The following is a 25,835-nucleotide window of genomic DNA, read 5'->3' as shown; positions in this document are numbered from 1 at the left end:
CGACGTGCCACCGAACAGTGCGAACTCATATACGCTACCGACCCTCTTCGGCTTCGTGCTCACCAAACAGGGTTCGCAGTTTGTTCAGGGCATCGGGGTCACCTGCGGCGGCGGCGCGGTAGGCCCGTTCGGCCTCAGCTTCACGCCCACGCTGCCCGCTCAGCAAAACACCCAGGTTGAACAGGGCCTTGGTATCGCCCGCAGCGATGGCGTCGCGGAAGACCTCCTCAGCCTCAGCCTCACGCCCAGACTGCCCGCCGAGCAAAATCCCCAGGTTGTTCAGGGCGTCAGTGTCGCCCGCGGTGATGGCGTCGCGAAGGACCTCCTCAGCCTCGACTTCACGCCCAGGCTGCCCGCTCAGCAAAACACCCAGGTTGAACGGGGCCTTGGTGTTACCTGCGGCAGCGGCGTCGCGGAAGACCTCCTCAGCCTCGACTTCACGCCCAGACCGCCCGCTCAGCAAAACACCCAGGTTGAACAGGGCGTCAGTGTCGCCCGCGGCAGCGGCGTCGCGGAAGACCTCCTCAGCCTCGACTTCACGCCCAGACCGCCCGCTCAGCAAAACACCCAGGTTGAACAGGGCCTTGGTATCGCCAGCAGCGATGGCGTCGCGGAAGACCTCCTCAGCCTCAGCCTCACGCCCAGACTGCCCGCCGAGCAAAATCCCCAGGTTGTTCAGGGCGTCAGTGTCGCCCGCGGCAGCGGCGTCGCGGAAGACCTCCTCAGCCTCGACTTCACGCCCAGACCGCCCGCTCAGCAAAACACCCAGGCTGTTCAGGGCCTTGGTGTCGCCAGTGGCGGCGGCGTCGCGGAAGAGTTGCTCACCCTCAGCCTCACGCCCAGACTGCCCGCCGAGCAAAATCCCCAGGTTGACCGGGGCCTTGGTGCTACCTGCGGCGATGGCGTCGCGGTAGGCCCGCTCGGCCTCAGCCTCACGCCCAGACTGCTTACTCAGCAACGCCCCCAGGCTGTTCAGGGCCTTGGTGTCGCCAGCGGCGGCGGCGTCGCGGAAGAGCTCCTCAGCCTCAGCCTCACGCCCAGACTGCTTGCTCAGCAAAACACCCAGGCTGACCGGGGCCTTGGTGCTGCCTGCGGCGATGGCGTCGCGAAAGACCTCCTCAGCCTCGACTTCACGCCCAGACTGCTTACTCAGCAACGCCCCCAGGCTGTTCAGGGCCTTGGTGTCGCCAGCGGCGGCGGCGTCGCGGAAGAGCTCCTCAGCCTCAGCCTCACGCCCAGACTGCTTGCTCAGCAAAACACCCAGGTTGACCGGGGCCTTGGTGCTACCTGCGGCGATGGCGTCGCGAAAGACCTCCTCAGCCTCGACTTCACGCCCAGGCTGCCCGCCGAGCAAAATCCCCAGGTTGTTCAGGGCGTCGGTGTCGCCCGCTGTGATGGCGTCGCGGTAGACCTCCTCAGCCTCAGCCTCACGCCCAGACTGCTTGCTCAGCAAAACACCCAGGTTGCCCAGGGCATCGGCGTCGCCCGCTGTGATGGCGTCGCGGAAGACCTCCTCAGCCTCAGCCTCACGCCCAGACTGCTTGCTCAGCAAAACACCCAGATTGTTCAAGGCCTTGCTGTCGCCCGCGGTGATGGCGTCGCGAAAGACCTCCTCGGCCTCGACTTCACGTCCAGGCTGCCCTATCAGTAACGCCCCCAGGTTGTTCAGGGCCTTGGTGTCGCCTGCGGCGGCGGCGGCGCGGAAGACCTTCTCGACCTCACCTTCACGCCCGGGCTGCTCGTCGAGCATGATTCCGAGGTAGAGCAGGGCTTTCGAGTCGTAGGTGGCGGCGGAGATGAAAGCCTGTTCGGCGACGTCATGACGGCTGGCGAAATAGGCGCTAACGCCGATGCGGAGGTTTTGCATGGGGGTGAGCGCGGCGGTGAGGACGGTCCAGGTTCTGTCTCTGACGGGTCCAGTGAGCGGTGCGGCTGAGTCGGTGGGGGTTTGCTGGGCGCGGTCGAGCAGGTAGTCGGAGGCGAGGTAATGGTGGTCGGAGGCGGGTTGTAGGCAGGAGCTGGCGCCGAGGACCAGCCGGGTAGCCCAGCGCAACCCAATGTCGAGCGAGGGCAGGTCGGCGCGGTTCCGCCAGGCGGGCGGCAGAAATTGGGTGTGCAGGTCGGCCAGGAGTGCGGTGGGCACGGGGTCGTGGTGTCCGGCACGGCGGCAGTCGACCGCCGCGCTGATAAGGGCTTGGCCGCGGATGAACTCGGGCGTCTCGCCGGTGCTCCAGCGGTCCATCATCGCCGGTCCTGCGGCCAGATACTCAGCGAATCCTTCCGGAGCGGCGACCGCCCGCCTGACCCGGGCGTCACGTTCACCAACCTGGGCAGCACGGGTTCGTTCGGTGTCGGTGAGCGCCGCGGCAACCCTGATTCGCCGGCGACCACGGACCCCGGCGAGGATTTCTATCGCAGCCTGGTCGATACCTGTGCCGGTCTCGGCGATTGGGCGGGTAGTGGCGTGGGTGTGGAGGGCGAGTTGCTCATCGCGCATTGTTGCGACCACCGCAATCCCGGTACTCCCGGGCGCGCATAGTCGCTGCAACAGCCCGACATCGAGGCCCTCGGCGCCGAGATAGCGTTCGAGGTCGTCGAGCCAGAGCACCGTATCCGATAAGTCCACGCCGGCGTCGACGATTTCCCGCAGCGCCGGGCCGCCGTCCGGAACGAGTAGCTTGTGGTCGGGTCGTAGCCGGCGCAGCGCCTCGGCCGCGGCCCGAGATTTACCCACCGCTGCTGGGCCGTGCAACAGCACCATCCCTCCGGCGTGGATGGCCCACTCCAGGTCCTCATCGATGTCCCTGGTTACATAAGGAGGTAGATCGGAGCCGTCCTCGGCGTGGGTGTCGATCGCCGGCTTCACCCGCAGGTCGAGCAATCCCACGCCTGACACCGGCGGCAGCTCACCATCGACCAGGTGCAGCGCTCGTCCCACGAGCGGACTTAGGGCCCGTCCCTCCATCGCTGAGGGCAAGGTGGCCGATCGGCCACGGATCCATCGCCACCATCCAGGCACGCCTAGCGCCAGAGCAGCCACGATTCCCGCAGGCCAGCTCAGTCCCTCCAAAACGTTGCGTATCGGATGCTGATCGGCCACCAGCCAGCCCGGAAGACCGAACGTTCCCACCGCCCAGACCGCCGCGGCCACCACGCCGAACACCACCGCGACTCGCGGCCAACGGCGAAACCTCACCACAATTCCTCCACCTCGCCCGCGCCTCCGCTCGGTAACCACCCACCACTTTTACTGTCGCGCGCGACCTCCATTCTGATACCAACTCTGCGTAGTCAGCCCATCACTGAACACTCGATCCACCATTCCTGCAGGCGGCGTACCAAGCCCGCAGGTCGCGGCGCGGGAGCCCGACACTTTCACCGAGTGGTCCGGCGGATCCCGGTGGCCACGACCGACCGAATCTTCCCCGCGACGGGTGAACCTGCGGAGCTTTCTCCACCCACGGACCAGGCGTCTTAGTCACCCACTTAGTCACCCACCAGACGAGTCAGGCCCCACCCGAAGACTCTCGGATGGGGCCTGACCTGCGGAGCCGCCTAGGGGAATCGAACCCCTGACCTATTCATTACGAGTGAATCGCTCTGGCCGACTGAGCTAAGGCGGCATGTCTCCGGCTCGCGCTGGCGACGGGGACAAGTGTAGCGGAGGCTGTCAGCGTCACTTTCCGGGGGGACTGTCGTTAGGGCCCTATGACGTCGGTCTCGTCCCCCGATCGACCTATCTGGAGGCTCTGGCACATGCGGCGAAGACTGCCCCGTTCGGTGGCCCTGCCGGCGGCCGCGGCGTTGCTCCTGCTCAGCGCGGCGCCGGCGAATGCCGATCCGACCTATCCGACGACGCCGATCCCGCAGCCGGCCAGTTCCGGGCAGGCGCCCATTTCGGCGCCGAACGGGCCGCAGCCGCTGGGGCAGGCCGTCGGGGACGCGGGGACCGCGCTCGGGATCATCCGGTTGCTGCCCAACGCCGTGCCGACGACGACGATCCTGCCCGGGTTCGGCGACACCCTGCCGAAGCAGTCGGCGCTCGAGGCCGGGATGGGCCTGTCGAGCGCTTCGGCGAACTCCGACGCCTACCTGAGCTACGAGAAGGCGGTCGCGCAGGCGTCGCCGTTCGGGCTGTCGGTGGGCGGGAACGCGCCGCAGACGCCGGGCAGCGTCGTGCAGACCGCGTTGCCGGACAACCCGCAGCCGATCAGCGGCGGGCTGAACGCGCCGCCGAACCCGCTGCTGAACGTGGGGCTGCTCAACGGGAGCGCGCACGCGCGGTGGAGCCCGACGCTCGGTCCGTGCGTCGACACCATCGCGGACGCGAGCACGTCGGTGGCGAGCCTGTCGCTGCTGAACGTCATCCCGTCGATGCCGAACCTGGGCCTGGAGGCGCTCAAGCCGAAGCTCGACCCGGGTTCGCTGGCGAGCGGGTTCGACCTGACCAAGGGCCTGCAGAGCCTCGGTGGCCTGCTGCAGGGTGGCGGGCAGACCGCGGCGAACGGCAACGGTTCGCTGCTGAGCCTGCCGAACACGCTGTCGTCGCGGTCGCAGGTGAAGCTCGTCGACGTGCCCGGCTCGAAGAACAAGGCCGTGCAGTCGACGTCGACGCTGCAGGCCGCGGACATCGAGATCCTCAAGGGCACGCCGCTGGCGCTGAGCATCAAGGTGGCCAGCCAGCCGACGCTGAAGGTGACCTCCACCGGCGACGCGAAGACGTCCAAAGTGGAGTACTCGGCGCCGGTGCTGACCATCGAGGCGGGCGGCAAGACGCTGTACACGCTGGATGCCGCGCACCCGACGAAGGACATCCCGATCGGGCTGCCGCTGAAGGGGCTGAGCGACCAGTTCGGGCAGCTCAACGACATCCCGGTGGTCGGCGGGCTGGTCTCGACGCTGACCAAGGGCCTGCAGCAGGTCGGCAACACCGCGGGCACCGTGCTGGACCTCGGTGTCCTGCGGCTGAGCATCGCCGGGCTGGACCAGAAGTCGGCGCAGATGTCCGCGCCGTTCAAGGGCTTCCAACTGGGCGCGTCGGCACGCCTGTTCGACCTGCAGCTGTTGCCGACGACGAAGCTCAAGAGCCTGCTGCCGGACGAGCAGGCGAAGAACCTGCCGTCGTCGCTGGCCCAGCTGTCGCTCGGCGAGCAGGTCGCGCGGGCCTACGCGCCGACCGGCGGCGTGATCTGCGGGACCGCGTCGACGCCGCCCGCGGGTGGCCAGGCACCGAAGGGGCCGGTGAAGAACCTCGCCTACACCGGCGGCGCGTACGACACCGTGCCGCTGTTCTGGTCGGGCACCGCGATGCTGCTGCTCGGCGTGGTCATGGTGGCCGCGATGCCGGGCGGGCGACGTCGTCCGCTGGCCGTCGCAGTCGAGGAGAAGCCGTTCAAGCCGTCACCGCGTCCGCGCGAGTGACCTGGAAGCACCCCCGGGGGCAGTGAAGGAACCCGCCAAGAGCTCCGGCTCTTGGCGGGTTTCTTTGTGCTCAGCCCTGGCGAAGCGTGGTGACCATCGCCTCGACGGCGATGCGCGGCTTCACGTTCAGGTCGATCGCCTCGCGGCATTCCAGCACCGCTTCGAGCCGGCGAAGGATCGATTCCGGCGTCCACGCCGAAGCCGCTTCGGCGATCTGGTCGGCGTGGTCGGGGTGGTTGAGCGTCGCGCCGGAGCGGGTCGTCGTCACCAGGACGTCTCGGTAGAAGCCGGCGAGGTCGATCAGCGACAGGTCCAGCGTGTCGCGCTGGGTGCGGGTCGCGCGGGACTTCTGCTTCTTCTCGAGCTGCTTCACCGCCGCTTCGGCGGCTCGCTTCGCGCCGGCGACACCCTTGCCGATGCCGTCGCCGCCCATCGCCGTCCGCAGTTCGTTGCGCTCGTCCTCGTCGCGTCCCTTGCTCGCCTCGCCCGCGTCGGCTTCCGCCGCGCTGATCAGCTGGTCGGCGCAGGTGAAGACGTCACCGGGCCGGCGCAGGCCCGTCGGGATGCGCAGCACGGTGGCCCGGCGCTGCCGCGCGGCCTCGTCGGTGGCGAGCCGCCGCGCGCGGCCGACGTGGCCGCCACACACCGAAGCCGCCCACTGCGCGCGCTCCGGGTCTACGTGGTCGCGACGCACCAGGACGTCCGCGATCGCCTCCGGCGGCGGTGTCCGCAGCGTCACCAGGCGGCAGCGCGAACGGATCGTCACCGAGACGTCGTCGGGGTGGTCCGACGGCGCGCAGAGCAGGAAGACCGTGCGTTCCGGCGGCTCCTCGACGGCCTTCAGCAGCGCGTTCGACGCGCCTTCGGTGAGCCTGTCGGCGTCTTCGATGATCACGACCTGCCAGTGGCCGCTGGTCGGCCGGCGTGCGGCCGCCTGCACCAGCGCGCGCATCTCGGCGACGGAGATGGAGAGGCCTTCCGGCACCACCAGCCGGACGTCGGCGTGGGTGCCCGCCATCGTCGTGTGGCAGCCCGGGCAGGCGTCACAGCCGGTGCCGGTGCTGCACTGCAGGGCGGCGGTGAACGTCCGCGCGGCCACCGACCGGCCGGACCCCGGCGGGCCGGTGAGCAGCCACGCGTGCGTCATCGCGCCGGGCGGCGCGGGCTCGCCGGCGACGATCTTCGCGGCGGCCGCCGCGGCCGAGCTCAGCGTTTCGACCGCGGGCTCCTGGCCGACCAGCTGGTTCCAGACGCCGATGCGTTCGGTCGTCGTCACTTCGCCTCCACGCGAGGCTCTTCCGGCGTCTCGACGGGCAGGGGGTCGTCGAGATCCAGCGGGAGGGTGGCCGGGCGGTCCGTCGCCGGCCCGTCGGTGGTGGCCTGGAGTCCGGTGACCGGCCCGGCGCCCGCCGGGGCGAGCGCGGACATGCGGCCGACGAACACGGCGCGCAGCGCGGTGCGGATGCGCTCGGCGACCTCGGCGTCGCTGCCGTCGGCATCGACCACGACGTACCGCTCCGGGTCGGCCGCGGCCATCTCGGTGAGCAGGTGCTGGACGCGCCACTGGTCGTTCATCGCCGTCGACCGGTCGACCGGGGCGCCGGGCGGGGCGGAGTCCAGGAGGACGGTCAGGTCCGGCCGCAGCCGCCCGGTCGCCCAGTCGGCGAGGCCTTCGAGCTCGTCGCTGTCCAGCCCGGCCACGGCCGAGAGGTGCGCCAGCGGCGAGTCGACGAACCGCTCCATCACCACGACCGAACCGGCGTCGAGCGCCGGCTGCACGTGCCGCTCGACGATGTCGGCCCGCACCGCGGCGGCCGCCAGCGCCTGGGCCCGCGCCCCGGTCAGCGAAGCGCCGGAAACCAGTGCGGTGAGCCGCTTATCGTCGAGGGCCGGGTCGGCGGCGACCACCACGGGCCGGGTACCGCCGCGCATCCAGTCGGCCAGGTTGACGGCCTGGATCGCCGTGTTGATCGCGGTGGTGCCCTCGACGGCGATGAGGAAGCCGTTGACGCGCCGGGGTGTGCGGCGCAGCGCGTTGCGCAGGTCGGAGAGGATCGGCTCGGTGCGCTTGTCGTCCATCTGCCGGTAGGCGAAGAAGCCGGCGATCAGGGCGAGCGCGGCGCCGACGAGCATGATCGGGCGCGTGCCGTCGATCGTGACCGGGCTGCCCCAGACGTTGATGGTGTGCGGTGCCACGACGCCGACCAGGACCGGGACGGTGACCGTGGTGCCGAACAGCACGAGCTTCATCATCAGCTGGTAGATCGCGTTGATCCGGCCGCGGATGGCGTCTTCGACGCGGGAGCCGATGATCGTGACACCGGTGAGGAACGCCGTGCCGGCCCAGAACCCCACCAGGACCACGGTGATCAGCGAGACCGACAGGTGCGGTGACAACGCGACCAGCGCGAGCGAGAGCCCGGCCGCGATGATGGAGACGCCGAACAGCCGGTCGTGCGGGAGCCGCCGGGAAAGCTTCGGCGCGAAAGCCATGCCGGAAGCGAGGCCGAGGAAGATGGCCAGCACCAGGAGGCTGAACGCCGAGTCACCGGCCAGCAGGCTCGAGGAGTACGGCTTCGCGGAGCCGATCACGGCGCCGCCGGCGGCGAACGCGCCGAACGCGCCGACCAGCAGGCCGCGCACGAGCGGCGTGCTGCGGATGAACCGGAAGCCGTCGGCGATCATCGCGCCGATGCCGAGCTTCTCCTCGTCGGCCGCCTTGACCTTCTGCTCCGGCAGCGCGTGGACGTTGCGCAGCGACAGTTCGGGGATGCGGGTCGCGATGATGATCGCGCTGGCCAGGTAGAGCAGGCCGGTGATGATGACGACCAGCTTCGCGATGCTGAGGCTCGCGCTCTCCCCGGGGAAGAGGTGGAAGGTCGTGTTGACGCCGGTGATGATCGCGTTCGCGCCGGCCGCGGTGATGACGGCGAGGCCGTAGGTCATCACCATGCCGAGCTGGTTGGCCGTCTCGACCTGGTCGGGCCGGCGAAGCAGGTTGGGGACCGCCGCTTCCTTGGAAGGGATCCACATGCTCGCCGCGCTGCCGACGAGGAAGTTGCCGGCCAGCAACCACCAAGGCGCGCTGATGAGGGCGATGGAAAGCAGGAAGCCGCACCGCAGCAGGTCGGCGACGACCATCACCTTGCGGCGGTCGAACCGGTCGGCGAGCAGCCCGCCGACCGGGGCGAACAGCAGCCCCGGGGCCAGGCCGGTCAGCACGACGCCGACGAAGGCGAAGTTCTGGGCGAAGTAGTTGTTCGTCAGCTTCGTGGCCAGGCCGGTGAGGGCGAGGATGTTCAGCCAGTCGGCCACGCTGCACAGGTACGTGACGCCCCAGAGGCGCCGGAACGGTTTGATCGCCAGTACCCGCCGGACCCGGCTGATCGTGGACGCCTCGGCGCCCGACGACCCACCCGGGCCGGCCCCGGGTACCGATCGCACGCCCTCGCTGATACGCCCACCCCACTAGTCACGCGGTGCCGGACGCCCTCGTGAGGTCGCCCGACCGTGAAGCCAGGGTAGCCCGATCGGACCTTGCCTCGCGGACGACCCCGAGGTCCCAGTGGGGTGGGGAACAGCGAGCGAACGCTAGTCGAACAGCCCGGTCACGCTGCTGACCAGGCTGGACACCAGCTCGATGGCGACGAAACCGAACACGATCAGCAACACCACCGCGAGCATGACGCCCGCCGCACTCGACGACGGCCGGTTGAACGCCGGCATCGACATCGCCGGCAGCCTCCGCCGCTTGACGGGCACCACCTCGAGGTCTTCGTCGACGTCGTCCTCGGCGGCTGCCTTCTGCCGCACGGGCCGTTGCAGCGGCGGCCGGTTCGGCCAGGTGCGCCGCCGGTTCCGCTGCCGCGGAAGCACCCCGGCCGGCGGACCCATGTCCTCGCCGACGTTGCTCGTGGTGCCCGCCGGCGGGATCGCCCTCGGAGTCCCGGCGTCATCCTCCCGGAGAGTTTCCTCGACCATCCGCCGCACGGCTTCCTCGTCGTGCGGCACGGGCCCGGCTACCTGGATGGCGCCGGGCTCTTGGCCATTGGCGACCGCGGCCCGGGGCTCGGGGGCCGCCGTGACCAGTCCCGAGACGGGGTCGGCGAACATCTCGCCGGGAACTTCGGACAATGTGCCGTCGCGCTGAGTGAGCTCGGGGGCATTGAAGAAGGGAGCCTCACCGTTCGCGCTCATGGTGACCACCTCACTACGGAATGTCCTCGCCTTTCCAGGGTAGCGACGATGGCGGATAACGCATCCGCCCAATGGCTCTGTCTGTAATGGAGGGACGGTCACGCAGCGCAAGCCCGTACCCGAACCCCCTGCAGTGTCCAGTCCGCCGGTGGTCCGGTCGACCGCTAATGGTGACGGATCGTAGTGAGTCCGCTCACAGGGGTGCCGGGCGGGCACTGGCCAGCGGCGGGCCGGCGGTGACCAGTTTGCCGGTTAGCGGTCGGGTCGGGCATGGGTTTGCCTGGAGCCTCCGGGATAGTGGGGTGCGCCGGCTGGGGGCTTGGTTTCGGCTGGTTGGAGCACTGGATCGTCGCGGGGCGATCGGCCGCTTCGACTGCGCGACCAAGTACCGACACGGTCAGTGACGGCTCGCCGGCCGGGCAACCGGCCGCGCCGGGTGGTGTGCGGCCGAGCAGTGGGCTGCGTGGGGCCAGGCGGCAAGGGGTCCGATGACCGGGTAACGGGCGACCAGGTGGCAAGTCTGATGGCTTGGACGTGCCGCGGTCTTTCCACCGGCCCCTTCCTCTCAGGGCACCTCCTCCTGTCCCAGGTCGATCATCTTCCGGCACCAGTCGCGGAGCATGCCGCGGCTGAAGGGGCTCAGGACCAGCTGGCGGCGACCGTCGCCGCGATCCAGGGCCGCCAGGGCGAAGCGGCCCAGGTCCGTGTCCACCAGGACGAACCCGTGGTCCGGGAACTCCGCGCACAGGCCGCCGAACGCCAGCATGTCCAGCACCGCCGTGCCGGAGCGCGGGCGGGCCAGCAGGTCGCGCATCGCGCCCACGTCGTCGTCCTGGCCGTCGTGGACCAGGCCGTCGCTGTCCACCGACAGCCAGATCGCGCGGGGCGAAGCGCCGAACGGGGCCTCCGGCAGCTCCGCCACCAGCATCTCCGGCAGCTCCTCGAAGTCGGCGAGGTGGATCGCCGTGCGACCGGGCAGCGAGCCCATCATGAACGCCCGCTCGCCGTCCGCGTAGCAGCGGATGTCCGCCGTCTCCGGCCCTTCGTCGAACACGCCGCACAGCGCCGCCCGAACCGAACCGCGCAGCATCAGCGACACGACCTCGAAGCCGACCTCGTTGAGCTCGCCGTCCACGCCGAACGGCGTGCCGTCGATCCACGCCGCCCACGCCGTGTGCCGCTCGACCTCCTCGATCAGGTCGGCCGGGTCGTCGGAGACCGGACCGTGGACCAGGATTTCGTGGTCGCTGACCTCCGGGTTGTAGAGCCGGTCGACCGGCTCGCGGTCCGGCATCGCGGCCAGCACCGGCCCGGCGGCCAGTTCGAGCAGCTCCCGGGCCGCCGTGCGCTCAGCCATGGCTTCGCACCTCCTCTCCCGCCGACGGCTCCCCGGCCGGCGCCGGACTCCGCGGGATCGGCACGTCGCTGATCAGTTCGGCCGCCGCGAGGATCGCGTCGCGGACCGTGAGGCCCATCCGCGCCGGCTCCTCCACTCCCTCCTGTGACACCTGCTCAGGCATGGTTCTGCACCGCCTCGACGATCCACTGCTCGGCCGTGCTCCGCGACGCCGGACCCCACGTGACCGTCCAGCGCCCGGTCCGGCCGACCGCGGCGCTGAACTGGTACCGGCCCAGGTCGTTGTCCACCAGCCCGAACGCGCCGTGCGGGTACTCGGCCAGGATCGCGTCGCGCACCGCGAGGTCGACCAGCACCGTGCCCAGCCGCGGCCGGGCCGCGCACTCCCGGATCAGCTCGACCGCCCGCTCGCACCGGCGCGGGATCAGCCCGCCCTCGTCGGTCTCGATGCGCACGTGCTGCCCCGGACCCGGCGGCCGGTCGGGCAGGCCGTCGAACACCCAGCCCGGCAGCTCGCTGAGGAAGCCGGACCGCAGGCGCGCGCGGTTGCCCAGCTTGTGCAGCACCGTGGTGTAGTCCTCGTCGCCGAAAAACCGCACCTCCCACGGCTCCCGCCGCGCCGGGAAGACGCCGGTGACCACACCGCGGATGAAGCCGCCCCGCAGCGCCCGGTACAGCCCGACGGCTTCCGGCGTGACCTCGCCGCCCGGGGCGAGGCCGATCGCGGCCATCCCGGCGACGAACCGGGTGTACTGCTCGACCTCGTCAGCGAGGCTCCGCGCGGGCGAGGAGCGGCGACCCGGCAGCGGTTCGGTGTCCGCCAGCACCGGCGGGATCTCGAACTCGGGGTCGTAGAACTCCATCACCGAGGGCCGCTCCGGCACCTCGGCCGACAGCGGGGCGATGACCTCGTCGATGACGTCGAAGACGGCGACTGAAGTGTTCACCCCTAGATTGAACACCCTGGCACCGACAATTTCTCGCACATATGTTCGACTTGGCGAGATCGTTCGGCGAGCGGTCGGCGAGCGCCTCAGGCATGCTGTGCCGCTGGGTGTCAATCCGACCACAGCCACGGCCATCCAACTGCGCGACAACAGTTGCGGACCGCTCGGGTCGGCCTACTTTTGGTCGGATTGACACTCCGACACCCGCCCTTCGACGAACTCCGCGAGCTTGTCCACGCTTCCGGGCAGCCATCAGAACCGGCGGTGACCGCCCTGGCGTCTGCCCAGCGCCGCCAGGTGCCGGCCGCGGTCGTCGTCGACGAACGCCAGCATCTCCCACGGCCACCGCGAGCCGTCACGGGTGATGTCGAGCTGGACCGTGCCGAGCCGCTTCCGGCGCAGGTCCTCCATCAGATCGAAGACCAGGCACTCCTGCTCGGGCTCGAGCACTCCGCGTTCGTCGGCGTCGAGGTACAGCCCTTGGCCCGGCGCCGGCGGGCGAGGCGGCAGGCGCGTCAACGCCAGCGCGAGGAAATCCGCGACCGAATCCGGCGAAGGCCCGGACAGGCGCAGGCCGTCCCCCGCGACGCCGAACCGCGTCCGGTCGTCGAAGAACGCCGACGTCCACGGCTCGTCGAACGCCGCGACGGCCACGCCGCAGACGCCGCCGCTGCCGGCGAAGCCGGGGAGCGACTCGATCAGGTCGATGGCGGTGGAACTGCCGGCGGCCGCCGCCCGGACCGGCTTGAGGATCTTGGTGGTCACCGTGTGCACGGTGCGTGGTGTTGTGGTCACGCGTTCATGAAACCCGGGACCACCGACAATTTCCCGAACATCCGTTCGAGGTGTCACCCGAAAGTGTGGCCGGACGCCATGAAGGCCCCTGGCGCACCAGGGGCCTTCATGAGCGGTCTTACTTGGACTTCGTCGCGGTCGAGCTGGCGCGCTTCGTCGTGGTGGACTTCGAAGCAGCGGCCTTGGCGGTCTTGCTCGTGCCCGCCTTGACCGTCTTCGCCGTCGTCGAAGCCGGCTTCCGCGCCGGCGCCTTCCGCTTCGGCGCCGGGCCCTTCGCCCGCTTCTCCGCGAGCAGCTCGGACGCCCGTTCGGCGGTCAGCGACTCGATTTCGTCGCCCTTCCGCAGCGTCGCGTTGTACTCGCCGTCGGTCACGTACGGGCCGAACCGGCCTTCCTTGACGACCATCGGCTTCTTCGACGCCGGGTCCTCGCCGAGCTCCTTGAGCGGCGGCTTCGCCGTGGCGGAACGCCCACGCTGCTTCGGCTCGGCGTAGATCTTCAGCGCCTCTTCGACCGTGATCGAGAACAACTGGTCCTCGGTCGAGAGCGAACGCGAGTCCGTTCCCTTCTTCAGGTACGGCCCGTAACGCCCGTTCTGCGCCGTGATCTCGTCGCCGGACTCCGGGTCCTTGCCGACCACGCGCGGCAGCGAAAGCAGCTTCAGCGCGTCCTCGAGCGTGATGGTCTCGATGTCCATCGACTTGAACAGCGAACCCGTACGCGGCTTCGGCGCCTTCGCCTTGGCGGCCTTCTTCTGCGCCGGCGTGGCGTCCTCGGGGATCTCGATCTCCGGCAGCACCTCGGTCACGTACGGCCCGAAACGGCCTTCCTTCGCGACGATGTCGAGCCCGCTCACCGGGTCGGCGCCCAGCGTGCGGCCCTCTTGCGGGGTCGCGAACAGCTTCTCCGCGATCTCCTGCGAGAGCTCGTCCGGCGGCAGGTCCTCGGGCAGGTTCGCGCGCTGCGACTCGCCGTCGACCTCGCGCTCGAGGTACGGCCCGTAACGGCCGACGCGGACGACGACCTTGTGCCCTTCGGAGTCGCTGAACAGCGGGATCGAGTTGATCTCGCGCGCGTCGATGTCCTCGACACTGCCTTCGACGAGCTTCTTGAGCCCGCCGAGGCGGCCGATCGAGCCGTCGACGCCCATGTCACCGCCGAAGTAGAACTTCGACAGCCACTGCGCGCGCTGCTCGTCGCCGTTGGCGATGCGGTCGAGCTCGTCCTCCATGCCGGCGGTGAAGTCGTAGTCGACCAGCCGCTCGAAGTGCCGCTCCAGCAGGCCGATCACGGCGAACGCGACCCACGAGGGAACGAGCGCGGAGCCCTTCTTCCAGACGTAGCCGCGGTCCTGGATGGTCTTGATGATCGACGCGTACGTCGACGGGCGGCCGATGCCCAGCTCCTCCAGCTTGCTGACCAGGCTCGGCTCGGAGTACCGGGCCGGCGGCGACGTGGTGTGGCCGTCCGGGTTCAGCTCGGTCGCGGTGAGGGCCTGATCCTTCTCCAGCACCGGCAGGCGGCTCTGCTTGTCGTCGGCTTCGCCACCGGTCTCGGTGTCGACGGCCTCGACGTACGCCTTGAGGAAGCCCGCGAAGGTGATCGTGCGGCCCGAAGAAGCGAAGGTGCACTCCTCGCCCGAAGTCGCGTTGCCGACGATGCGCACGGACATCGTGGTGCCCTTGGCGTCCGCCATCTGCGACGCGATCGTGCGCTGCCAGATCATCTCGTAGAGGCGGTACTCGTCGGTGTCCAGCTCGCTCGCAACCTGGCCCGGCGTGCGGAAGACCTCGCCCGAGGGACGGATCGCCTCGTGCGCTTCCTGCGCGTTCTTGACCTTGCGCGTGTACTGGCGCGGCGACGGCGAGACGTACTCCTTGCCGTACAGCTGCGTGGCCTGGCTGCGCGCCGCCGAGATCGCCGACTCGGAGAGAGTCGTCGAGTCGGTACGCATATAAGTGATGTAGCCGTTTTCGTAGAGCTTCTGCGCGATCCGCATCGTGCGCTCCGAGGTGAACCGCATCTTGCGGCCCGCCTCCTGCTGCAGCGTCGACGTCATGAACGGCGCGTACGGCTTCCGCGTGTACGGCTTCTCTTCGACGCTCGAGACCTTGAAGTCACGCTGCTTCAGCGCGTCGGCCAGGCGTCGTGCGTCGGCCTCGGCCAGCACGCGGATTTCGTTGTTCGAAGACTTGAGCTGACCGTCCGAGCCGAAGTCGCGGCCGGTGGCCAGGCGCGCGCCGTCGACGGCGACCAGGCGCGCCCCGAAGCTGCGCGGTGAGGCCTCCTCGCCCGCGTCCATGGTGGCCGAGATGTCCCAGTACGACGCCGAGGTGAAGCGCATCCGCTCGCGCTCACGCTCGACCACGATCCGGGTCGCCACCGACTGCACGCGGCCCGCCGAGAGCTTCGGCATGACCTTCTTCCACAGCACCGGCGAGACCTCGTAGCCGTACAGACGGTCGAGGATGCGGCGGGTCTCCTGGGCGTCGACCAGGTCGGCGTCCAGCTCACGGGTCGAGTCGGCGGCCGCGAGGATGGCCTGCTCGGTGACCTCGTGGAAGACCATCCGGCGGACCGGGACCTTCGGCTTCAGGGTCTCGAGGAGGTGCCACGCGATGGCCTCGCCCTCGCGGTCGGGGTCCGTCGCGAGGTAGAGCTCGTCGACGTCCTTCAGCAGGCTCTTGAGCTCGGTGACCTTGGACTTCTTGTCCGGGGTGACCACGTAGAGGGCCTTGAAGCCGTTGTCGACGTCGACGCCGAGGCGCGCCCACGACTCGCCCTTGTACTGGGCTGGGACGTCGGCTGCTCCACGCGGCAGGTCGCGGATGTGCCCGACGGAGGACTCGACGACGTAACCGCCGCCCAGGTAGGGGGCGATCTTGCGGGCCTTCGTCGGGGACTCGACGATCACCAGCCGCCGGTGCCCGGCGCCGTTGTCCGCCGAGTCTCCGGTCTTCTTGGTCCGTGCTCCTGCCACGCTGTCCTGCTCTCCGCTCATCTCGTCCCACCGCCGCGGGACTGCACAACGCCCCGGCCCCCTGAGGGTCCGGGCCCGTGTCTCGGCCTGCCAGTGTGCACGCTGTTCCGGCCCGGACGGCGCGGAGGTGGCCCAACACGCCGCCGGTCCTGTGCCCAGCGCATCGCCGCTGACCTCGGCGATGTTTCCCCAACGTACCTGCAAGGTGATTTCGGCCACGTCCCGCGCAGCCTAGCGCGTGACCATCCGGATACCCTCCGTTCGACGGTGGTGGGAGCAGGGACGTCACCGCTTCACTGGTTTCCCCGCTCAGCCGAAAGGATCCGCCATGACCCGACGCCTCCTCGGCGCCCTGCTCACCGCCGCGACCGCCACAGTATTACTGGGGACCACTCCGGCGAGTGCGGCCGCGGCGAACTTCGCCGGCACGGTAGCCCTGTCCAACTGCTCGGGTTCGGTGGTCAAGCCCGCCGCGACCCCCGACACCGCACCCGCGCTTGTCATGTCCAACGGGCACTGCCTCGAGACCGGCTTCCCCGGCCCCGGCCAGGTCATCACCAACCGGACCTCCAGCCGCACGTTCACGCTGCTCAACGCGAACGCCGGCAACGCGGGCACCCTGCGGGCGAAGAAGATCGTCTACGGGACGATGACCGACACCGACGTGTCGCTCTACCAGCTCACCACCACCTACGCGCAGATCAAGTCGAGCTACGGGATCTCGCCGCTCGAGCTGTCCAACACCCACCCGTCCGCCGGCGCCGCGATCGACGTCGTCTCGGGCTACTGGAAGCGGATCTACTCCTGCAACGTCGACGGCTTCGTCTACCGGCTGAAGGAGGGCAGCTGGACCTGGAAGGACTCGATCCGCTACACGTCCGCCTGCCAGACCATCGGCGGCACGTCGGGCTCGCCGATCGTCTCCGGCGGCAAGGTCATCGGCGTGAACAACACCGGCAACGAGGACGGCCAGCGCTGCACGGAGAACAACCCGTGCGAGGTCGACCAGGCCGGCAACGTGACGGTGCACCACCTGACCAACTACGGCCAGGAGACCTACGGCATCCCGGCCTGCCTCACGGCGGCCAACGAAATCGCCCTCACCCAGGCCGGCTGCACCCTGCCCCGGCCCTGATGCTGCTCTCGCATCCGGTCAGGCCGTGCTCGTCACGGCCTCCGGGTGCGAGACCGGCTGCGGCGGCGCCGCGCCGGGCCACGCCGCTTCGGCGCCCGGCGGCGGCTCTCCGATGAGTTCCAGCAGCGCCTCCAACCGGCGTTTCCCGCTGACCTTGACGGCCGGGACCTCGGCCTTCGGGCCGGTCAGCTTCGCCGCGACACCCAGCGGCGTCAGCGCTTCGACCAGCCGCTCGTGCATGCCGGGCGCCAGCGGGTCGACGCCCAGCAGGTAGCCCTGCGTGCCGGGACGGCCGCCGGCCAGCGCCCACATCCGCAGCATCGCCCCGCTCAGCCGGAAGCCGTCCGGCACCGCCTTGCCCGAGTCGTCCTCGACCGGGCCCGCGCGGCCCTCACGCAGCCACCGCAGGGCCAGTGGGAGCAGGTCGACCCGGAAGGACGTCCGGACCTGCGGACTGCCGCAGTCGGCCTTCGAGACCTGCGCGTCCGCGCCGCGGCTGCGGAACTCGCGCGCCAGGATGTGCGCCCGCCACGGCTCCTCGACGACCACCGACAGCCGGGCGGCGGTGCGCCCGAAGCCGGTGATCTGGCCGTGACAGCACAACAGCCCGGCCAGGTCACCCAGACCCGGCCCGCTGGCCTCGGCGGAGAAGAGCGAGATCGTCCGATCCACCGCGCCATACTAGAACACAAGTTCGATTCGTGGCGATAGTCACGACCGATCTTCACCGGGGCGGTTGATCCAGCTGCCGGCAGGCGGGGGCGCGCTGCTCGGCCGCCTCCAGGGCCGGGACGTCCTTGAGGCCCCTGAGGTAGTCGAGCGCGTCGATGCGGTCGAGCGTGGCCCTGGCTTCGCCGAGGGCCTCCTTGGTCGCTCCCGCGTCGCCGCGGACGGCTTCGATGCGCTGACGCGCGTTCTCGGCCTGCGCGCGGATGTCGGCGAACTGCCCGATGACGTCCTCGCGGCCGCCGTCCGCCGACGGCACCGGTGGCGCGCCGAGCGCGTTCAGCCCGGCGAGGCTCTGGTCGAGCCCGCCGACCACCGAGGAGAGCAGGTCACTGGAGGTCCGGGACGCCTGTTGCGGCGTGCTGGGATCGACGGCGGGCAGTGCCGCCAGGGTGCGGACCAGGTGCGTCACCGCACTGCAGTAGTCGTCCGCCCATCTCGCCGCGGGATCGGCCCGCGGCACCACGGTCGTCACCGACAGACCCTGGTCCCGCGCCGGCGCCTGCGTGGCGGCTTGCTGCCCGCAGCCGGCGAGGCCGATCGTGATCGTCGCTGTTGCCAATCCGGCCAAAAGCAGGCCGACCCGCGAGCGGCACGTAACCGTTTCCACGGGCCGATTCGGCCGTGACTGTGGTCGGATTGGCAACGAACGGCGCAGTAGGGCGGCGAAGACGGTTGACCGCGGCCGCACCTGTACACCTCCTGCTCGACGACGTCCCGGAACGCCCGACGGTACCGACTCGGTGCCGCTTCGCAAGTCGCCGAGCCTGTGTGGGATGGCCTGACACGCCCCGGGCCCGGCACGCGACGCTGCGTGCCGGGCCCGGGAACGGGTTACTGCGTCAGGCCTTGATCTCCGTCGGGGTGTCGGTCAGGACCGTCCCCCGGCGCTTCGAGACCACGATCGCCGCCACGATGATCGCGACCGCGACCAGCGAGATGATGATGCGCACCGCGGCGTTCTCGTCCGGGCCGATCGAGAACTGCACGACGGCCGGCGCGATCAGCACGGAGACCAGGTTCATCACCTTGATCAGCGGGTTGATCGCCGGGCCGGCGGTGTCCTTGAACGGGTCGCCCACGGTGTCACCGATGATGGTGGCCTCGTGCGCGGCCGAACCCTTGCCGCCGTGGTTGCCGTCCTCGACCAGCTTCTTCGCGTTGTCCCACGCGCCACCGGAGTTGGCGAGGAAGATCGCCATCAGGGTGCCGCACGCGATCGCACCGGCCAGGTAGCCGGCGAGCGCGCCGGTGCCCAGGCCGAAGCCGACCGCGATCGGGGCGAAGACCGCCAGCAGACCCGGCGTCGTCAGCTCACGCAGCGAGTCGCGCGTGACGATGTCGACGACCTTGCCGTACTCGGGACGGGTGGTGCCCTCCATGATCCCCGGGATGTCGCGGAACTGGCGACGAACCTCGTAGACCACCGCGCCTGCGGCGCGGGACACGGCGTTGACCGCGAGACCGGAGAACATGAACACCACGGCCGCGCCGACGATGACGCCGACGAGGGTGTTCGGGCTGACGATCGTGTTGACGAACGACTTGGCCGCGTCCATGCCGGTGACGACACCGTTGCCCATGCCCGCCAGCGTCTTCGTGATCGCGTCGGAGTAGGAGCCGAACAGCGCCGTCGCCGCGAGGACCGCCGTGGCGATCGCGATGCCCTTGGTGATGGCCTTGGTGGTGTTGCCCACCGCGTCCAGCTCCGTGAGGATCTGCGCCGCCTTCTCGTCGACGTCGCCCGACATCTCGGCGATGCCCTGCGCGTTGTCCGAAACCGGGCCGAACGTGTCCATCGCGACGATGACGCCGACGGTGGTCAGCAGGCCGGTACCGGCCAGCGCCACGGCGAACAGCGCGATGCCGCCGCCCAGCAGGTACGCGCCGAACACGGCCGCGCCGATGACCAGCGCGGTGTACACAGCGGACTCGAAGCCGACCGAGATGCCGGAGAGGATGACGGTCGCGCCGCCGGTCTCCGACGTCTGCGCGACGTCCTTGACGGGCTTGTACTCGGTGCCGGTGTAGTAACCGGTCAGCTTCAGGATGACCGCCGCGAGCACGATGCCGATGATCACCGCGATGGTCGCGATGACCGCCGGGTTGCCCGAGTTCTCGAAGCCGGCGCCGAAGTCGGAGAAGCTGCTCGGCAGGTACACGAACGCCGCGATCGCCGACAGCACCGCGGAAATGACCGCGGAGATGTAGAAGGAGCGGTTGATCGTGACGAGGCCGGGCTCGCCGACGCGGGCCTTCGTGATGTAGACACCGATCACCGCGGTGATCACGCCGATGGCCGGCACGATCAGCGGGAAGATCAGGCCGTGCACGCCGAAGGCGGTGCTGCCCAGGATCAGCGCGGCGACGAGCATGACGGCGTAGGACTCGAAGAGGTCCGCGGCCATGCCGGCGCAGTCGCCGACGTTGTCACCCACGTTGTCCGCGATGGTCGCGGCGTTGCGCGGGTCGTCCTCCGGGATGCCCTGCTCGACCTTGCCGACCAGGTCGGCGCCGACGTCGGCGGCCTTGGTGAAGATACCGCCGCCGACACGCATGAACATCGCGATCAGGGCGGCACCGAAACCGAAGCCTTCGAGGACCTTCGGAGCCTGGCCGGTGTAGACCAGCACGACGACCGCGGCGCCGAACAGGCCGAGGCCGACGGTGATCATGCCGACCACACCACCGGTGCGGAAGGCCACGCGCATGGCGATCTCACGACCGCCTTCCTCGCGCGACGCGGCGGCCACGCGCAGGTTCGCCTGCGTGGCCAGCCACATGCCGAGGTAACCGATCGCGAACGAGAACACCGCGCCGACCAGGAAGAAGATCGAACGACCGATCTTCTCGTTCCAGTCGTCGGCGGGAAGTGCGAAGAGCAGGAGGAACACGATCACGCCGAAAATGGCGAGGGTGTTCCGCTGCCGCTTGAGGTAAGCGGCCGCGCCTTCCTGCACCGCCTTGGCGATGTCCTGCATCTTGGCGGTGCCCTGGCCCGCGGCCAGCACCTCCTTGAGCAGGACGTAGCCGATGACGAGTGCGGCAAGCGCGACCACGGCGACTACACCGACAATCGTGTAGCCACCTCCGGAGAGCGCAATACTGCCCGCGCCCTCCGCGAGGAACTGCCGTGACATTCGTCCTCCAGGAGACGTCGCCGATCGCCAGCGTCGACGGCAAGCCGAGGGTTCGACACGGCCGGCGCTGGCATGGACCCTGTACGGAGCGACACGCTAGCCGGGCAGCAACGCACGTCTCACATGACGCTCACCACAGAGGGTGTGGATTGCGGGAGTGTATTGGTATCGCAACCAGCACCTTCACGCCGTCCCGGTGACGGTACATTCCGTTACCTTGTGAGGCTCCTCACTTGATCGATCACTCATTCGCCGATCCGTTGCCGCGCTTGGGGATCGCTCGGGGATGCGGAAACTGTCGGACCCCTGTGCGAAGCTCGGCTGGTGGACGACTCACGGGGGCGGCGACTGCTGGGGCGAGTGACCGCCGGCATCCCGTCGCGCGAGGACCCGGTCACGCACGTCGCGGACCTGCCGGGCCGGAACGCGCGCTACGCAGAGTGGCCATCGTGGACCGATCCGGCCGTGGTGACTGCGCTGCGTGACTGCGGCGTTTCGGCTCCTTGGGCGCATCAAGCCGAGGCGGCGGCGCACGCGTACGAGGGCCGGCACGTCGTGATTTCGACCGGAACGGCGTCGGGGAAGTCGCTGGCCTACCAGCTGCCGGTGCTGTCCCGGCTCGCCGCGGGCGAGAAGGCGAACGCGCTGTACCTGTCGCCGACGAAGGCGCTGGGCGCGGACCAGCTGCGGTCCGTGTCCTCTTTGGACGTCCCCGGCGTCCGGGCGGCGTCGTTCGACGGGGACACGCCGATGGTGGAGCGCGACTGGGTGCGCGCGCACGCCAACTGGGTGTTCACGAACCCCGACATGCTGCACCGCGGGATCCTTTCGCAGCACGGGCGGTGGGCGCGGTTCTTCCGGCGGCTCAGCTACGTGGTGGTCGACGAGTGCCACAGCTACCGCGGCGTCTTCGGCTCGCACGTCGCGCTGCTGCTTCGCCGGCTTCGGCGCGTAGCCGAGTATTACGGCGCTTCGCCGGTGTTCGTACTCGCTTCGGCGACGACGGCTTCGCCTGCTTCGTTCGCTTCGCGGCTCACCGGAGTTTCATGTGTGGCGGTGACGGAGGACGCGTCGCCGCGCGGGGCTCGGACGGTTGTGTTGTGGGAGCCGCCGTTGCTCGAGGAATTGACCGGGGAAAACGGCGCGCCGGTCCGGCGTTCGGCAGGCGCGGAGACGTCGCGGATCCTGGCCGACCTGGTCGTCGAAGGCGCGCGGTCACTGGCGTTCATCCGGTCGCGGCGGGGCGCGGAGCTGGCCGCGCTGGGTGCGCGTCGCATATTGTCCGAAGTGGACCCAGCGTTGGCGGAAACCGTTGCGGCGTATAGGTCCGGTTATCTTCCGGAGGAGCGGCGGGCGCTTGAGGCGGCGTTGCTGTCGGGGCGTCTGCTCGGTGTCGCGACGACCAACGCGCTGGAGCTCGGCGTCGACATCGCGGGGCTGGACGCGGTGGTGCTGGCCGGCTACCCGGGCACGCTCGCGTCGTTCTGGCAGCAGGCCGGGCGGGCGGGCCGCTCCGGCGACTCGGCGCTGGTGGTGTTCGTGGCGCGGGACGATCCGCTCGACACGTACCTGGTGCACCACCCGGCGGCGCTGCTCGAGCGTCCGGTCGAGACGGCGGTGCTCGACCCGGCGAACCCGTACGTGCTGGCGCCGCAACTCGCGTGCGCCGTGGCCGAGCTGCCGCTGACGCTCGCCGAGCTGGCGATGTTCGGCGGCGCGGCAGCCCAGGAAGTGCTGGCCGAGCTGGCGGAGCAGAAGTTGCTGCGCCGCCGGTCGAGCGGCTGGTACTGGACGTCCCGGGACCGGCCGCACGCCGAGGTCGGGATCCGCGGGACGGGCGGCGAGCAGATCGCGGTGGTCGAGTCGGACTCCGGGCGGATGCTGGGAACGGTCGACCCGGGGTCGGCGTGCTTCGCGGTGCATCCCGGCGCGGTGTACCTGCACCAGGGGTCGTCGTACGTGGTCGACGAGCTGGACCTGGAGCAGGGGCTGGCGATGGTGCACGCGGAGAACCCGGACTGGACGACGACTCCGCGCGAGATCGTGGACATCGCGGTGCTGGGCACGCAGGAGAAGCAGGACTTCGGCGGGGTGAGCGTGTGCCTCGGCGAGGTGGCGGTGACGTCCCAGGTGGTCGGCTACCTGCGGCGACGCCCGTCTGGTGAGGTGCTGGACCACACGCCGCTCGACCTGCCGGAGCAGAGCCTGCGCACGCGGGCGGTCTGGTACACGGTCTCGTCGGAACTGCTCGGGCCTGCGGAGCCGCGGCGCGTTTCCGGGGCTGATGGCGTGGCGGGGACCGGGGGCCATCGGGTGGGGACCGAATCTGCGGGGCCGGTGGGGACCGGGGAGGAGACCCTGGCGAGCGGTCGGGGGTCCGCTCACGAGGGTGGCAGGACACCGGGGGGTGCCGGATTGGTTCCGGCACGGGTCCCCGGTGCCCTGCATGCCGCCGAGCACGCGGCGATCGGCCTGCTACCGCTGTTCGCTACGTGCGACCGATGGGACATCGGCGGGGTGAGTACCGCGTGGCACGAAGACACCGGGGAGGCGACGGTGTTCGTGCATGACGGCCATCCCGGGGGTGCGGGATTCGCCGAACGCGGTTATGCCGCGATTGTCCCGTGGCTGGTCGCTACGCGGGAGGCGATCGTCTCCTGCGAGTGCCCGACGGGTTGCCCGTCCTGCGTCCAGTCGCCGAAGTGCGGGAACGGCAACGATCCGCTGGACAAGGCGGGTGCAGTGGCTGTCCTGGACACCGTGCTCGGGGCGTTGCGTCAACACGGCGCCTAGAACGGCCACTTCGTGGTTCATGGAGTTGTGTCCTGCTCCGCCTCGGCCGGGTTGGGACCGGCCGGCGGCGGTGGTTCGGGTGGATCAGGCCGCGGTGGTCTGAACCAGCTGCGCGGCGTCGGCGCCGGCCAAGGCGCGGACGAGGACGTCGTGCACCTCGGCGGCGTCCGGCAGCTGCCAGCCGCAGACCTCGGGCTTGACGCGCCAGTGCACGACACCGTGCTGGAACGGCGACGGGGGCAGCGGGATGTAGCTGTCCTTGCCGTGCCACTGGATCGACGCGCGGGTGGCCAGCTCGGCCGGCACGTGGTCGGCGACGGTGGTGAGGAAGAGCCAGCGGCCGTTCGGCAGCGCGATGATCGGCGCCGGGTGACCGAGGGTGCGGAGCAGGCGGCAGGCGCGCTTGCCGAGTTCGTCGTCGACCTCGATGGCGTCGAGAACGGTGCCGGTGGCGACGAGCAGGCTGTGGGTGCGGTCGGAGAACCAGGTGGCGACCTCGTGGGCGTGGGTGCCGATCTGCTCGCGCCAGTTGTCAGAGGCCGGGACCGGACGACGCCAGGTGAGGTCGTCGCCGCCGCTGAGCGGAGCGGGGTTGACGCCCGGCAGCACCGGCCAGCCACGCCAGGCGAGACCGATCGCCTCCGCGCGCAGTTCGATGCGGAAGGCACTCCGCCAGCTGTCCGGCCAATTCGCGTCCAACATTGTCTTCCTGCCTTAGGGGTTCCGGTTCTCCGCGACCCCCGAGCTAAACGCTGTCGTGGTGTCGCACATCTCACTTAACGGCAAGTTGCACATTGCCCGGAACCCCCGCGCGACAACCGGTGGTTACGCGGCGATGAACGCCCGGTAGCCCGAACCGCCCGACCGAACCCGGCGGCGCGGATCGACGGTGAACGGCACCCGCTGACGGACCGTTCGTCGCGCGGAACCCCAGGATCCAGGGGCCGTCCGCAGGGCGTGTGGCCGCCGAGACGCGCCCTATCGGCCCAGGTAGGCGGCGGTTTCGACCGCTCGCCGTGCACGACCGACCGCTGCCCGTGACCACCAGCCGCTCATCGTCCGGCCCGACGGATCAGCCGGTCACCGTGGCATACCGACCGGTCGGCGTCCGCTGGGCGGAGGGTGGTGAGAGGGGTCCCGGTGAGCGGGCAGCGGGGGTGGTTGCCGGTTGTTGTGGGCGATGGGTCGCGGTCGGGGCTGGGCCGAGCTTTGCTGGGCGGCGGCTGCGGCTGGACCAGAGCCGGGGCGGGGCCGGGGCGAGGCGAGGCGGGGCGGGGTTGGGCTGGTCGGGGTTGGGCTGGTCGGGGTTGGGCTGGTCGGGGTTGGGCTGGTCGGGGTTGGGCTGGTCGGGGTTGGGCTGGTCGCAGCCCGGAGGGCGCTCGTGCCGCACTGCCCGGGTGGCGCGGCTGCTCTCCTCGGCCTCACGGTGGTTGGCCGGTGGGTCCCGCGCGGGCCCTTGCTGATGGGCCTGGCAGGCCGGCGAAGCCGAGGGTTGGTGCCTGGACCTCGATGAACGCGTCCAGTCGCTGCCATCGGCAGGTCAGGAGGCTGACCGCCATCCGGTCGGCGATCCACCTTGCGCGATCGCAGGCTCGGGTTGGGCCTTCCGCTGCGTGCGAGGCCGCGGCGAGTGCGCTCAGGTCGGCCGCGCTCTCTGCTCGGTGGCGGGCGAGGACCGCCGTGCCTAGCCAGAACGCGAGGACCGCCACTCCGGTCAGTGCGGCCACCGCCATCGCTGTCCAGATCGTGGCCACGCCGTCGTCCGGGCGCTTGGTGCCGTGGTGCGGCTCAGCCTGGTGCACCGGCGGCCTCCGTTCCCGGCTCGGCCACCGCGTACGCCGTTGCGTTCAGGTCGATCGCCGGGAGCAGGCCGCCTGCTGGGTGGGCGCTCACCTTGACCGTGATCGCGTCGCCTGCCTGGTGGATGTCGAGGTTCGCTCCGGGTGGGGCTATCTCGTGGACCGCTGCCGCCGCCTCGTGGGGCTGGCCTCTGGCCAGGAGCCGTGCGGCCTCGCGGGCCGCGTCCGTGCAGCGCAGCTGGCTCGTCAGGAGCGTGAGGCCCGCGACCAGCAGGACCGTCACCACCGTCAGGCCGGCCAGGCCGAGGGCCGCTTCGACCGTTACCGCGCCTTCGTCCTTGCGGCTCACGACGGCACCGTCAGGGCCTTCATGACCAGGCTCGTCAGCCACGAGACCACCGAGTCGCCGGTGAGGAGGGTGTAGAGGACAGCCGCGAAGGCCGCGACGGCGACCGTGACGATCGCGTACTCGACCGTTGTGGAGCCGTCGTCGGAGGTGGGCCGGCGGTGGGACGCGCGCATGGGTTTTCCCTTCAGTACTTGTC

Annotated in this window: 19 protein-coding genes and 1 tRNA gene; 3 read left to right on the top strand and 17 right to left on the bottom strand. The window is 70.1% G+C overall.

Annotation, left to right across the window (positions count from 1 at the left end; genetic code table 11):
* Nucleotides 1-34: 34 nt before the first annotated feature.
* Both AB0C38_RS05480 and AB0C38_RS05475 read right to left on the bottom strand, forming a co-directional pair.
* Nucleotides 35-3,166 (bottom strand): hypothetical protein, encoded by a 3,132-nt coding sequence (locus AB0C38_RS05480; protein WP_360666813.1) that lies wholly within the window; start codon nt 3,164-3,166, stop codon nt 35-37.
* Between the two features lie 383 nt (nt 3,167-3,549).
* Nucleotides 3,550-3,623: transfer RNA gene (locus tag AB0C38_RS05475), tRNA-Thr, on the bottom strand.
* Nucleotides 3,624-3,756: 133 nt separating this feature from the next.
* On the opposite strand from AB0C38_RS05475, the gene AB0C38_RS05470 reads away from it, so the two are divergent.
* Nucleotides 3,757-5,421, top strand: a complete 1,665-nt coding sequence (locus AB0C38_RS05470) for a hypothetical protein (RefSeq protein WP_360666810.1) — start codon at nt 3,757-3,759, stop codon at nt 5,419-5,421.
* A 70-nt stretch (nt 5,422-5,491) separates the two neighbouring features.
* Here the strand turns inward: AB0C38_RS05470 and AB0C38_RS05465 are convergent, their stop codons facing one another.
* The 8 genes from AB0C38_RS05465 to topA all read right to left on the bottom strand — a co-directional run bounded on the left by AB0C38_RS05465 (nt 5,492) and on the right by topA (nt 15,718).
* The gene (locus AB0C38_RS05465; RefSeq protein ID WP_360666807.1) at nt 5,492-6,697 is read right to left on the bottom strand and encodes a DNA polymerase III subunit delta'; all 1,206 of its coding nucleotides are present in this window, start codon (nt 6,695-6,697) and stop codon (nt 5,492-5,494) included.
* The gene (locus AB0C38_RS05460) at nt 6,694-8,865 is read right to left on the bottom strand and encodes a dTMP kinase (RefSeq protein WP_360666804.1); all 2,172 of its coding nucleotides are present in this window, start codon (nt 8,863-8,865) and stop codon (nt 6,694-6,696) included. The genes AB0C38_RS05465 and AB0C38_RS05460 overlap by 4 nt, the downstream gene beginning before the upstream one ends.
* A gap of 147 nt (nt 8,866-9,012) precedes the next feature.
* Complete coding sequence (locus AB0C38_RS05455; protein WP_360666801.1) at nt 9,013-9,618, bottom strand: hypothetical protein; 606 nt, start codon at nt 9,616-9,618, stop codon at nt 9,013-9,015.
* Nucleotides 9,619-10,183: 565 nt separating this feature from the next.
* Nucleotides 10,184-10,975: a hypothetical protein gene (locus tag AB0C38_RS05450; RefSeq protein WP_360666798.1), complete on the bottom strand. Its 792-nt coding sequence runs from the start codon at nt 10,973-10,975 to the stop codon at nt 10,184-10,186.
* Complete coding sequence (locus AB0C38_RS05445; protein WP_360666795.1) at nt 10,968-11,138, bottom strand: hypothetical protein; 171 nt, start codon at nt 11,136-11,138, stop codon at nt 10,968-10,970. Before AB0C38_RS05445 ends, AB0C38_RS05450 begins: the two co-directional genes overlap by 8 nt.
* Entirely contained in the window at nt 11,131-11,922 is a 792-nt protein-coding gene (locus AB0C38_RS05440; RefSeq protein ID WP_360666792.1) for an ESX secretion-associated protein EspG, read from the bottom strand. The genes AB0C38_RS05445 and AB0C38_RS05440 overlap by 8 nt, the downstream gene beginning before the upstream one ends.
* A gap of 252 nt (nt 11,923-12,174) precedes the next feature.
* The gene (locus AB0C38_RS05435) at nt 12,175-12,717 is read right to left on the bottom strand and encodes a hypothetical protein (RefSeq protein WP_360666790.1); all 543 of its coding nucleotides are present in this window, start codon (nt 12,715-12,717) and stop codon (nt 12,175-12,177) included.
* A gap of 118 nt (nt 12,718-12,835) precedes the next feature.
* On the bottom strand, nt 12,836-15,718 hold the full coding sequence (gene topA, locus AB0C38_RS05430; RefSeq protein ID WP_360666788.1) for a type I DNA topoisomerase: 2,883 nt from the start codon (nt 15,716-15,718) through the stop codon (nt 12,836-12,838).
* Nucleotides 15,719-16,025: 307 nt separating this feature from the next.
* On the opposite strand from topA, the gene AB0C38_RS05425 reads away from it, so the two are divergent.
* Complete coding sequence (locus AB0C38_RS05425) at nt 16,026-16,832, top strand: serine protease (protein WP_360666785.1); 807 nt, start codon at nt 16,026-16,028, stop codon at nt 16,830-16,832.
* An 18-nt stretch (nt 16,833-16,850) separates the two neighbouring features.
* Here AB0C38_RS05425 and AB0C38_RS05420 read toward each other — a convergent pair whose 3' ends face one another.
* The 3 genes from AB0C38_RS05420 to AB0C38_RS05410 form a co-directional block, all read right to left on the bottom strand.
* A complete protein-coding gene (locus tag AB0C38_RS05420) occupies nt 16,851-17,504 on the bottom strand; it encodes a hypothetical protein (RefSeq protein WP_360666783.1) in 654 nt (217 codons plus the stop codon).
* Nucleotides 17,505-17,556: 52 nt separating this feature from the next.
* The gene (locus AB0C38_RS05415; RefSeq protein WP_360666780.1) at nt 17,557-18,168 is read right to left on the bottom strand and encodes a hypothetical protein; all 612 of its coding nucleotides are present in this window, start codon (nt 18,166-18,168) and stop codon (nt 17,557-17,559) included.
* Nucleotides 18,169-18,400: 232 nt separating this feature from the next.
* Nucleotides 18,401-20,698, bottom strand: a complete 2,298-nt coding sequence (locus AB0C38_RS05410) for a sodium-translocating pyrophosphatase (RefSeq protein ID WP_360666777.1) — start codon at nt 20,696-20,698, stop codon at nt 18,401-18,403.
* Nucleotides 20,699-21,058: 360 nt separating this feature from the next.
* On the opposite strand from AB0C38_RS05410, the gene AB0C38_RS05405 reads away from it, so the two are divergent.
* Nucleotides 21,059-23,491, top strand: a complete 2,433-nt coding sequence (locus AB0C38_RS05405) for a DEAD/DEAH box helicase (RefSeq protein ID WP_360667525.1) — start codon at nt 21,059-21,061, stop codon at nt 23,489-23,491.
* A gap of 84 nt (nt 23,492-23,575) precedes the next feature.
* Here AB0C38_RS05405 and AB0C38_RS05400 read toward each other — a convergent pair whose 3' ends face one another.
* From AB0C38_RS05400 to AB0C38_RS05385, 4 genes are all read right to left on the bottom strand, one after another.
* Complete coding sequence (locus AB0C38_RS05400; RefSeq protein ID WP_360666775.1) at nt 23,576-24,193, bottom strand: bifunctional DNA primase/polymerase; 618 nt, start codon at nt 24,191-24,193, stop codon at nt 23,576-23,578.
* Between the two features lie 719 nt (nt 24,194-24,912).
* The gene (locus AB0C38_RS05395) at nt 24,913-25,293 is read right to left on the bottom strand and encodes an Rv3654c family TadE-like protein (protein WP_360666772.1); all 381 of its coding nucleotides are present in this window, start codon (nt 25,291-25,293) and stop codon (nt 24,913-24,915) included.
* Nucleotides 25,280-25,639 carry a TadE family type IV pilus minor pilin gene (locus AB0C38_RS05390; protein WP_360666769.1) on the bottom strand — a complete coding sequence of 120 codons (360 nt, stop codon included), beginning with the start codon at nt 25,637-25,639 and terminating at the stop codon, nt 25,280-25,282. Before AB0C38_RS05390 ends, AB0C38_RS05395 begins: the two co-directional genes overlap by 14 nt.
* Nucleotides 25,636-25,812 (bottom strand): DUF4244 domain-containing protein, encoded by a 177-nt coding sequence (locus tag AB0C38_RS05385; protein WP_360666767.1) that lies wholly within the window; start codon nt 25,810-25,812, stop codon nt 25,636-25,638. The genes AB0C38_RS05390 and AB0C38_RS05385 overlap by 4 nt, the downstream gene beginning before the upstream one ends.
* Nucleotides 25,813-25,835 lie beyond the last annotated feature (23 nt).

Origin of the sequence: Amycolatopsis sp. NPDC048633, assembly GCF_040650695.1 — a bacterium.
In the GTDB taxonomy this organism is placed as follows: Bacteria; Actinomycetota; Actinomycetes; order Mycobacteriales; family Pseudonocardiaceae; genus Amycolatopsis.
This window is presented reverse-complemented; position numbering and strand designations above follow the sequence as displayed.